This window comes from Modestobacter altitudinis (assembly GCF_005930475.1).
In the GTDB taxonomy this organism is placed as follows: domain Bacteria; phylum Actinomycetota; class Actinomycetes; order Mycobacteriales; family Geodermatophilaceae; genus Modestobacter; species Modestobacter altitudinis.
This window is the reverse complement of sequence record NZ_SJEW01000062.1, coordinates 20,744-29,674: the sequence shown is the minus strand read 5'-3', so window position 1 is coordinate 29,674 and position 8,931 is coordinate 20,744. Positions and strand designations below refer to the sequence as shown.

Below are 8,931 nucleotides of genomic sequence, written 5' to 3'. Positions count from 1 at the left end.
GTCCAGCGCCGGGGCGGGGGCCGGGCGGCGGGGGGCGGTCACGCGGCGGCCTCGGTGGCCAGCAGGACCTCGAGCCGGTCGGCCAGCTCGAACAGCGTGCCCAGGTCGATGGGGGTGACCGACAGCGGCAGCTCCACCACCGGCCGGCCCAGCGCCTCGACGTCCCCGCGGAGGGCGTCCTGCGCGACCCAGCGCTGGGCGTGCTCGACCGCCTCGGCGGCGAGCCCGTCGGCGACCTCGGCGGCGCCGCTGACCGAGGCCGCGGTCAGCGCGGGCAGCAGGTCGGCGCCGGTGAGCCGGCCCTCGGCGGTGCGGCTCAGGCTGGCGGCCGGCAGCAGCGGCTCGGCCGCCATGTTGACGATCACCGACCCGACCGGCAGCCGGGCCGCGGTCAGCTCGGCGATGGCATCGGCGGTCTCCTGCACGGGCATGTCCTCCAGCAGGGTCACCAGGTGCACCGCCGTCGTCCCCGACCGGAACACCGCCATCACCCCGTCGCTCTGCGCCTTGATCGGCCCGGAGCGGGCCAGCCCGGCCACCTCGCCGGTCACGTTGAGGAACCGGGTGATCCGGCCGGTCGGCGGGGCGTCGACGACGACGGCGTCGTAGACGAACCGGCCGTCGCGGCGACGGGTGACCGCCTCCTTGATCTTCCCGGTCAGCAGCACGTCGCGCAGGCCCGGGGCGATGGCGGTGGCGAAGTCGATGGCGCCCATCTTGCGCAGCGCCCGGCCGGCCCGCTTGAGGTTGTAGAACATGTCCAGGTACTCGAGGAAGGCCGCCTCGACGTCGATGGCCAGCGCCTTCACCTCGCCACCGCCCCGGGCGACGGCGACCCGGCGCTCCTCGTAGGGCAGCGGCGGGGTGTCGAACAGCTGCGCGATGCCCTGCCGGCCCTCGGTCTCGACGAGCAGCACGTGGCGGCCGTCGGCGGCGAGGGACAGGGCCAGCGCGGCGGCGACCGTGGTCTTCCCGGTCCCGCCCTTGCCGGTCACGACGTGGCACCGCACGGGCAGCGGCTCTCCGGGTGCAGGGGTCACCCCTGCGAGCCTACGAGCGGCGGCCGACTCCGGCTCCTCGCGGCTGCGCTAGCGTCGCGCCATGACCGAATCGGCCCGCCGCACGTGGGAGTACGCGACCATCCCGCTGCTGATCCACAACACCAAGGCGATCCTGGACTCCTGGGGCGTCGACGGGTGGGAGCTGGTGACCGTGCTCTCGGGTCCGGGTGGCGGCGACCAGCTGGTGGCCTACCTGAAGCGCCCGACGAACTGATGACGCAGCCCGCGCAGAGCTGGACCGCCCGGCTGGCCGAACTCGGCGTCCGGCTGCCCCCGGTCGCCGCCCCCGTGGCGGCCTACGTGCCGGCCATCCGCAGCGGCCAGCTGGTCTTCACCTCCGGTCAGCTGCCGTTCGTCGACGGCGGGCTGCGCCGCACCGGCAAGGTCGGTGGCGCGGTCGACATCGAGGACGCCGCCGCCGACGCGAAGGTCTGCGCGCTCAACGCGCTGGCCGCCGTCGACGACCTGGTCGGGCTGGACTCGATCGCCCGGGTCATCCGGGTGGTCGGCTACGTCGCCAGCGCCGAGGGCTTCAGCGGCCAGCCGCGGGTGGTCAACGGCGCGAGCGAGTTCCTCGGCCGGGTCTTCGGGGAGGCCGGGAAGCACGCCCGCAGCGCCGTCGGCGTGGCCGAGCTGCCGATGAACTCGCCGGTCGAGGTCGAGCTCACGGTGGAGTTGAGGGGATGACGGGTCGCCTGCGCAGCAGGCGGCGGGCCCGGCGTGGGGGCCGGAGGCTCCCCGGCGGGAACACGGGAAGCGGCTCAGTGCAGCTGGCACCGGCTCCTGGCCGCGGTGCCGCCCGGGGGGTGGCGGTGTGACTGCGGTCCGGCAGGCGGCGACGGTGCTGTTGCTGCGCGACGGCGCGGTGGGCCTCGAGGTCTACCTGCTCCGCCGCACGAAGGGCATGCCCTTCGCCGGGGGGATGAGCGCCTACCCCGGTGGCGGCGTCGACGACCGGGACGGGGACACCGACCTGGCCTGGGTCGGGCCCCCGCCGGCGGACTGGGCGGCGGCCTTCGGCTGCGACGAGCGGCTGGCCCGCGAGCTGGTGTGCGCCGCCGTCCGGGAGACCTTCGAGGAGGCCGGCGTCCTGCTGGCCGGTCCGGCCGACGGGTCGGGCGTCGTCCCGGACGTCTCCGGGGACGACTGGGAGACCCAGCGCCAGGCCCTGCTGGCCCGCGAGCTCTCGCTGGCCGAGCTGCTCGCCGGCCGCGGTCTCGCGCTGCGGGCGGACCTGCTGCGGCCCTTCGCGCACTGGATCACCCCGCCACCGGAACGACGGCGCTACGACACCAAGTTCTTCACCGCGCTGCTGCCCGCCGGGCAGGAGGCGCGGGACGTGTCCGGCGAGGCCGACGAGGCGGTCTGGACCACGCCGGGCGCGGCGCTGCAGGAGCACGCCGGCGGGAGCCGGCCGATGCTGCCGCCGACGATCCACACCCTCGGCCAGCTCGCGCCCTTCCCGGACGCCGCTGCCGCCCTCGTCGGCTCACCGCCCGCCCCGCTGGAGCCGATCAGCCCGACCTTCGAGCAGACGCCCGACGGCAACTACGCGGTGCTGCCCGACGGCACCCGCATCCGGATGGTCGTGCCGTTGCCTGCGTGATCTGTGCACATCGTGATCCTCCGGATCACACCGCGGCCAGGTGCCGGTGCGAGCCGCGCTGAGCCGCTGGCCGTGTCCCGGCGAGGGACCCTGCGGGCCCCGTCCCCGGTCCACCCTCGCTGCGCTCGGATCCGTACCCGGCCCACCTGCAGGGGCCCGCCGCGAGCTTGCGAGCGGTGGGGGGCAGGTGGGTCCTTCTGCTACCTCGCGCGGCGGCGGAGGCGGTCCTCGTCGAGGACGACGACGGACTTGCCCTGCAGCTGGATCCAGCCGCGGTGCACGAAGTCGGCCAGCGCCTTGTTCACCGTCTCCCGGGAGGCGCCGACCAGCTGGGCCAGCTCCTCCTGGGTCAGGTCGTGCTTGACCCGCAGGCCGTCGCTCTCCCGGCTGCCGAAGCGGTCGGCCATCTGCAGCAGCGCCTTCGCCACCCGGCCGGGGACGTCAGTGAAGATCAGGTCGGCCACGGAGTCGTTCGTGCGCCGCAGCCGACGAGCCAGCACCCGCAGCAGCTGCTCGCCGATCTCCGGGTGCGCCGTGATCCACGGCCGCAGCATGTTGTTCGGCATCTTGGCCAGCCGGACATCGGTGACCGCCGTGGCGGTCGCCGTCCGCGGGCCCGGGTCGAAGACCGACAGCTCGCCGAACTGGTCCGACGGGCCCATCACGGCCAGCACGTTCTCGCGCCCGTCGGGCGCGCGCCGGGACAACTTGATCTTGCCGGAGAGGACGACGTACAGGCTGTCGCCCGACTCGCCCTCGTTGAAGACGACGCGGCCCCGGGGCAGCGTCACCGTCTCCAGCGAACTGGCCACCGGCTCGGCAGCCTCTTCCGACAGTCCCTGGAAGAGACCGGACTGGGCAAGGACCTCGTCCACGTGCACCTCTCGCAACGTCCTCGCGGGTGCGATGGCGACCCGCGTCCAGGTGAGTCTAGGGCCTGTGGCTGACCTCACCAGTGCACTCAGTCACTGGGCTGCCCACTCTGAGTGGCTCCGAGGCGTCGCCCCTCCTGGTGAGCCTGCCAGGTGTGCATGCACTCAGTCGACGCGCTGGGCCGACTCGCTGGGTTCGGTGACCCGGTCGGTGAGCACCGGACCGGGCACCCGGCGGCCGCGACCCCGGCGGCGGGCACGCCACCGGGACATCGCCCGGCGGATGCCGGAGCTGGCGAGCGTGCCGACCTCGGCCTCGGTCGCGGTGCCCAGGAAGTCCTCCACCTCGCGCTGCGAGGTGGGACGGCGCAACGGCTCCTCGACCCGCTCCATGACGAGCAGGAAGGCGATGAGCAACGGCGGGAACAGGATGACGATGAGGGCGACCACGTGCACCTCCTCGGCGACGTCTGCGGGCGGGGGTGCCCAGGTGAGGACGACGTCGGTCGTGCGGTCGGTTGGCGGCGCGGGGCCCGGTCGGCTGCGCACCGTCGTCGAGTATGACGGCCGGCGCCCGGCAGCGTACGTGCGGCAGGGCCTGGCAGGAGCGACGCCTACCCTCACACGCGTGTCCCGGCCCGCCACCGCACCCGACGCCCTCCCGGCCTACACGCGCCCCGCCCCGCCCCGGCGCCCGGGTCGCGCCGCGCGGCTGGGCGTCTCCCCGTTCGACCCCGAGGAGACCCCGCTGGGGCGCACCCGGCGGGCCCGGCGGATGGCCCGGGAGCTCGCGGCCATCCACCCGGACGCGCACTGCGAGCTGGACTTCACCACCCCGCTCGAGCTGCTGGTGGCCACCGTCCTGTCGGCGCAGACCACGGACAGGACGGTCAACAAGGTCACCCCGACGCTGTTCGCCCGCTACCCGGACGCCGCCGCGTACGCCGGCGCCGACCGGGCGGAGCTGGAGCAGGTCCTCACGCCGACCGGCTTCTTCCGCGCGAAGGCCAACTCGGTGATCGGCCTGGGGCAGGCGCTGGTGGAGCGGTTCGACGGGGAGGTGCCCGGCCGGCTGGTCGACCTGGTCACGCTCCCGGGCGTCGGCCGCAAGACCGCCAACGTGGTGCTGGGCAACGCCTTCGGCGTCCCCGGGCTCACCGTCGACACCCACTTCGGCCGGCTGGTGCGCCGCTTCGGCTGGACGGCGGAGGAGGACCCGGTCAAGGTCGAGACCGAGATCGCGGCGATCGTCCCGAAGAAGGAGTGGACGATGTTCTCCCACCGCGTGATCTTCCACGGCCGACGGGTGTGCCACGCGAAGAAGCCCGCGTGCGGGGCCTGCGGGCTGGCCGCCTGGTGCCCCTCCTACGGCATCGGGCCGCTGGACCCCGAGGTCGCCGACAAGCTGGTCAAGACCCCCGCCGCCTCGGACACCGAGTGAGCCGCGCCCTGCGCGCGGCCGGCGCCCTCCTGCTGCTGCTCGGGCTGCTGGCCGGCTGTACGTCGACGGACCCCGACGAGCCCGCGCCCACCCCGGCGAGCAGCGACCTGGACTCCCTCGACAGCGACATGCAGCCCTGCCCCGAGCAGCCCGACCAGCCGGCGGCCGACAGCGACCTGCCCGCCACCGTCTTCGACTGCTTCGGCGGCGGCACCCTGGACCTCAGCCGCGCCCCCGGCGTGCCGACCGTGGTGAACCTCTGGGCCAGCTGGTGCGGTCCCTGCCGGGAGGAGCTGCCGCTGGTGCAGCAGCTGGCCGACGCCGGCGGGCAGCAGCTGCGGGTGCTCGGGGTGGCCAGCCTGGACGGCGCCTCGCAGACCGCGTCCTTCGCGGAGGACGCCGCGGTGAGCTTCCCCAGCGCGTTCGACGGCGAGGGCGAGGTGATGGCCGCGATCGGGGTCAACACCCTGCCGCACACCGTCTTCCTGACCGCCGACGGCTCCATCGCCCACGTGCAGGTCGGCCAGGTGCACTCGCTCGCGGAGTTCGAGCAGCTGGTCGCCGACCACCTGGGCGTGCAGCTGTGACGATCCCCGCCGACGGGCTCGCCGGGCTGCCGGAGCACGTGCAGCGGCTGGTCGCGCACGCCGGCGAGCTGCCGCTGTGGCACCGGCACGGCGCGCCCTCGTCCACCGCCCGCCGCTCCGCCGTCCTCATCCTCTTCGGGCACGGCCCCGCCGGCCCGGACGTGCTGCTGATCGAGAAGTCGGCGCACCTGCGCAGCCACGCCGGGCAGCCGGCCTTCCCCGGCGGCGGCGCCGACCCGGGGGAGGACTACCCGGTCGGCACCGCGCTGCGCGAGGCGCAGGAGGAGGTCGGTGTCGACCCGGCGAGCGTGCAGGTGCTGGCGACGCTGCCGGCGCTGTTCCTCGGGCCGTCGGACAACGTCGTCGTCCCGGTGGTGGGCTGGTGGGACGACCCGCGGGAGATCGCGACCGCCGACCCCCGTGAGGTGGCGAAGGTCGCCCGGGTGCCGCTCGCCGAGCTGGTGGACCCCGCGAACCGGTTCCGGGTACGGCACCCGTCCGGGTACGTCGGACCCGCGTTCGGGGTCGCCGGCATGGTCGTCTGGGGCTTCACCGCAGGCCTGCTGGACGCCGTCCTGCAGGCCTCCGGGCTCAGCCTGCCGTGGGACGCCGGCGACGTCCGGCCGCTCAGCGGCCTGGCCGCGGCGGCGCCTGCCGACTCCGAGGAGGAGCCGGTGGACTCCGACGTCGCCGACCGCGCCGCGCCGACGGTGGCCGACGACGCCGACCGGCCAGGTTCGCCGCGTACCGTTCCCGGACCATGAGCCCGGCTCGGTCCCGCGCTGTGCGCGTACCCGGAAGCGGCCGCCCGGCCCCGCGCGGCGGGCTGCTGGCCGGGCTGCTGCTGGTCGTCCTGGTCGCGCTCGGCGGGTGCGGCAACTCCGAGCCCACCCTGCCCGAGGCCACCCGCTCGGCCGGCGGCGACGTCGGGTCGGTGAGCACCGCTGCGGACGGGTTCCAGGAGATCACCCTGGAGACCGGCGACGACTACGTGTTCACCCCGGACACCTTCACCGTCGCGCCCGGTCAGGTGCGGCTGACCGTGCGGAACACCGCTGACCAGCTGACCCACAACTTCGTGTTCACGGCGGACACGGGCCCCGTGCCGATCGCCGAGAAGATCCCGGTGCTCGCGCCGGGGGAGAGCAAGACCATCGAGTTCACCGTCAGCGCGCCGGGCGACTACCCCTTCGAGTGCAGCTTCCACGCCGCGCTCGGGCAGGTGGGCACCATGACGGTGAGCGGGTGATGTCCCTCGTCGACCTGGCTCTGATCGTCCTCGCGCTGGTCTTCGCGCTGTCCGGCTTCCGGCAGGGGCTGATCGTCTCCGCGGCCTCCTTCGTCGGCTTCTTCGGCGGTGCGGTGCTGGGCGCCCAGCTGTCCGGGCCGCTCGCCGACGACGTCGCCGACTCCTCGGTCACCCGGGTGTTCGTCGCCCTGGTCGTGGTGCTGGCCGGCGCGCTGCTGGGGCAGCTGCTGGCCGGGGTGATCGGGCGCGCGGTGCGCACCCGGGTCACCTGGGAACCGGCGAAGATGGTCGACGCCGTGGCCGGGGCGGTCGTCTCGGCGGCCGCCGTCCTGCTGGTCGCGTGGATGGTGGCCACCCCGCTGGCCAGCTCGCCGTTCCCCGGCGTCGCCGGGCAGGTGCGGCAGTCGGCGCTGGTGCAGGTCGTGGACCGCGCCGTGCCCTCGCAGGTGCGCTCGCTCTACGACTCGCTTCGGACGGCGATCGACCGGCAGGGCCTGCCCGACGTGCTGGACCCGCTCACCCCGACCGAGGCGCGGGACGTCCCGGCGCCGGACCAGGCGCTGCTGGACAGCCCCGTCGTCGGCAGCGTGCAGGGTTCCGTGGTGCAGATTCGGGGGATCGCGACGTCCTGCTCCCGGCAGATCGACGGCTCCGGCTTCGTCTTCGCCGACCAGCGGGTGATGACCAACGCGCACGTGCTCGCCGGGGTCACCGACCCGCAGGTGACCGCCGAGGGCGCGGCCTACGACGCGACGCCGGTGTACGTCGACGAGGAGACCGACATCGCCGTCCTCGCCGTGCCGGGGCTGCCGCAGGTGCCGCTGCGCTTCACCCCGAGCCCGGTCGACACGGGCGCGGACGCGATCGTCATGGGCTACCCCGGTGGCGGGGGCTTCTACGTGGGCCCGGCCCGGGTCCGGGACCGCGGGGAGATCAGCGGGCCGGACTTCCGTTCCACCCACACCGTGCAGCGTGACGTCTACGCCCTGTTCGGGCAGGTGCGGGCAGGCAACTCCGGCGGTCCGCTGCTGGCGACCGACGGCTCGGTGCTCGGCGTCGTCTTCGCCTCCGCGATCGACGACCCGGACACCGGCTACGCGCTCACCGCGGCCCAGGTCGCCGGTGCGGCGACCACCGGGACCACCGCGGTCGCCGCCGTCGACACCGGGCCCTGTGAATGAAGGACGTCACCGTGCCCAGGCGGCGATGGCGGCGGTGACCTCGGCGGGGGTCTCCTCCTGCGGGAAGTGGCCGACGCCGGGCAGCTCGCGCCACTCGTAGGCCCCGGCGACGTACCGGTCGGAGCCCAGGGCGGTGCGCGGCAGCACGTAGGGGTCGAGGGCGCCGTGCAGCTGCAGCGTGGGCGCGGTGACGGGTGCGGCCATCCGGCGGGCGAAGCGCAGCCCGTCGGGCCGCAGCTGGGAGCGGCCGGCCCAGCGGTAGTACTCCATCGCGCCGTAGGCGGCCTGCGGGATCCGTGAGGCCGCCCGGTAGCGCGACACCGCATCGGCGAAGTCCCGGGTCTGCACCCAGGCAGGCCCTGCCCAGCGGCGCATGAGGTCGGCGACGGGGTCGTCGTCGGCCCGGGTGAGCCGTCGCTCGGGGAGTCGGGGGAGCTGGTAGTGCAGCGCGTAGGCCAGCGCCCGGCGCTGCCGCGCGTCGGCGACGGAGGACCGCAGCCGCCGCGGGTGCGCGGCGCCGACGACGACGAGCCGGCGGACGCTGCGCGGGTGCAGCGCAGCCATGGTCCAGCCGACCAGCCCGCCCCAGTCCGCGCCGACCACGACCGCGTCGGTCTCGCCGAGCGCGCGGATCACCGCGGCGGCGTCGGCGGCGGCGGTGGGCAGGTCGTAGCCGCGCGGCGGCTTGTCGCTCGCGCCGTAGCCGCGCAGGTCCGGGGCGACGACGCGCAGCCCCGCCGCCGCCAGGCCGGTCAGCTGGTGGCGCCAGGTCCACCAGAACTGCGGGAAGCCGTGCAGCAGCAGGACCAGCGGCCCGTCCCCGGCCTCGGCGGCGTGCAGCCGCACCCCGTTGGCCGAGACGTCACGGTGGGCCCAGGGACCGGGGAGCAGGACGCTGGTCGCGTCCGGCTGCCCGTCCTGGGGTTCGGTCATG

General features: G+C 75.0%; 12 protein-coding genes. 8 read left to right on the top strand and 4 right to left on the bottom strand.

Annotated features, from left to right (window positions below):
• Positions 1-38: 38 nt before the first annotated feature.
• Positions 39-1,040 (bottom strand): ATPase BagA, encoded by a 1,002-nt coding sequence (gene bagA, locus FHL79_RS19230; RefSeq protein ID WP_246081002.1) that lies wholly within the window; start codon positions 1,038-1,040, stop codon positions 39-41.
• Positions 1,041-1,101: 61 nt separating this feature from the next.
• On the opposite strand from bagA, the gene sp36 reads away from it, so the two are divergent.
• The 3 genes from sp36 (at position 1,102) to FHL79_RS19220 (ending at position 2,667) form a co-directional block, all read left to right on the top strand.
• Complete coding sequence (gene sp36 / locus FHL79_RS25205; RefSeq protein ID WP_171058249.1) at positions 1,102-1,275, top strand: Sp36 family protein; 174 nt, start codon at positions 1,102-1,104, stop codon at positions 1,273-1,275.
• Positions 1,275-1,748: a RidA family protein gene (locus FHL79_RS19225; RefSeq protein ID WP_138760184.1), complete on the top strand. Its 474-nt coding sequence runs from the start codon at positions 1,275-1,277 to the stop codon at positions 1,746-1,748. The genes sp36 and FHL79_RS19225 overlap by 1 nt, the downstream gene beginning before the upstream one ends.
• 127 nt (positions 1,749-1,875) lie before the next feature.
• A complete protein-coding gene (locus FHL79_RS19220; RefSeq protein ID WP_138760183.1) occupies positions 1,876-2,667 on the top strand; it encodes an NUDIX hydrolase in 792 nt (263 codons plus the stop codon).
• Between the two features lie 200 nt (positions 2,668-2,867).
• On the opposite strand, the gene FHL79_RS19215 is transcribed toward FHL79_RS19220, so the two are convergent.
• Together FHL79_RS19215 and FHL79_RS19210 are read right to left on the bottom strand one after the other, a co-directional pair.
• Positions 2,868-3,542: a Crp/Fnr family transcriptional regulator gene (locus FHL79_RS19215; protein WP_014738666.1), complete on the bottom strand. Its 675-nt coding sequence runs from the start codon at positions 3,540-3,542 to the stop codon at positions 2,868-2,870.
• Positions 3,543-3,704: 162 nt separating this feature from the next.
• Positions 3,705-4,088, bottom strand: a complete 384-nt coding sequence (locus FHL79_RS19210; protein WP_246081000.1) for a hypothetical protein — start codon at positions 4,086-4,088, stop codon at positions 3,705-3,707.
• A gap of 79 nt (positions 4,089-4,167) precedes the next feature.
• On the opposite strand from FHL79_RS19210, the gene nth reads away from it, so the two are divergent.
• The 5 genes from nth to FHL79_RS19185 are packed head-to-tail and all read left to right on the top strand — an operon-like array spanning position 4,168 to position 7,997.
• On the top strand, positions 4,168-4,980 hold the full coding sequence (gene nth / locus FHL79_RS19205) for an endonuclease III (RefSeq protein ID WP_138760182.1): 813 nt from the start codon (positions 4,168-4,170) through the stop codon (positions 4,978-4,980).
• Positions 4,977-5,567: a TlpA family protein disulfide reductase gene (locus FHL79_RS19200; protein WP_138760181.1), complete on the top strand. Its 591-nt coding sequence runs from the start codon at positions 4,977-4,979 to the stop codon at positions 5,565-5,567. The genes nth and FHL79_RS19200 overlap by 4 nt, the downstream gene beginning before the upstream one ends.
• Complete coding sequence (locus FHL79_RS19195; protein ID WP_138760180.1) at positions 5,564-6,331, top strand: NUDIX hydrolase; 768 nt, start codon at positions 5,564-5,566, stop codon at positions 6,329-6,331. Before FHL79_RS19200 ends, FHL79_RS19195 begins: the two co-directional genes overlap by 4 nt.
• A 20-nt stretch (positions 6,332-6,351) precedes the next feature.
• The gene (locus tag FHL79_RS19190; RefSeq protein ID WP_246080997.1) at positions 6,352-6,816 is read left to right on the top strand and encodes a cupredoxin domain-containing protein; all 465 of its coding nucleotides are present in this window, start codon (positions 6,352-6,354) and stop codon (positions 6,814-6,816) included.
• Positions 6,816-7,997 (top strand): MarP family serine protease, encoded by a 1,182-nt coding sequence (locus FHL79_RS19185; RefSeq protein WP_138760178.1) that lies wholly within the window; start codon positions 6,816-6,818, stop codon positions 7,995-7,997. The genes FHL79_RS19190 and FHL79_RS19185 overlap by 1 nt, the downstream gene beginning before the upstream one ends.
• A gap of 6 nt (positions 7,998-8,003) precedes the next feature.
• On the opposite strand, the gene FHL79_RS19180 is transcribed toward FHL79_RS19185, so the two are convergent.
• A complete protein-coding gene (locus tag FHL79_RS19180) occupies positions 8,004-8,930 on the bottom strand; it encodes an alpha/beta fold hydrolase (RefSeq protein WP_138760177.1) in 927 nt (308 codons plus the stop codon).
• Position 8,931 lies beyond the last annotated feature (1 nt).

What these genes read in the sequence shown, in the direction of transcription:
- sp36 (WP_171058249.1), top strand. Translation starts at nt 1,102, where the DNA reads ATGACCGAATCGGCCCGCCGCACGTGGGAGTACGCGACCATCCCGCTG.
- FHL79_RS19225 (WP_138760184.1), top strand. Translation starts at nt 1,275, where the DNA reads ATGACGCAGCCCGCGCAGAGCTGGACCGCCCGGCTGGCCGAACTCGGC.
- FHL79_RS19185 (WP_138760178.1), top strand. Translation starts at nt 6,816, where the DNA reads ATGTCCCTCGTCGACCTGGCTCTGATCGTCCTCGCGCTGGTCTTCGCG.
- FHL79_RS19180 (WP_138760177.1), bottom strand. Translation starts at nt 8,930, where the DNA reads ATGACCGAACCCCAGGACGGGCAGCCGGACGCGACCAGCGTCCTGCTC.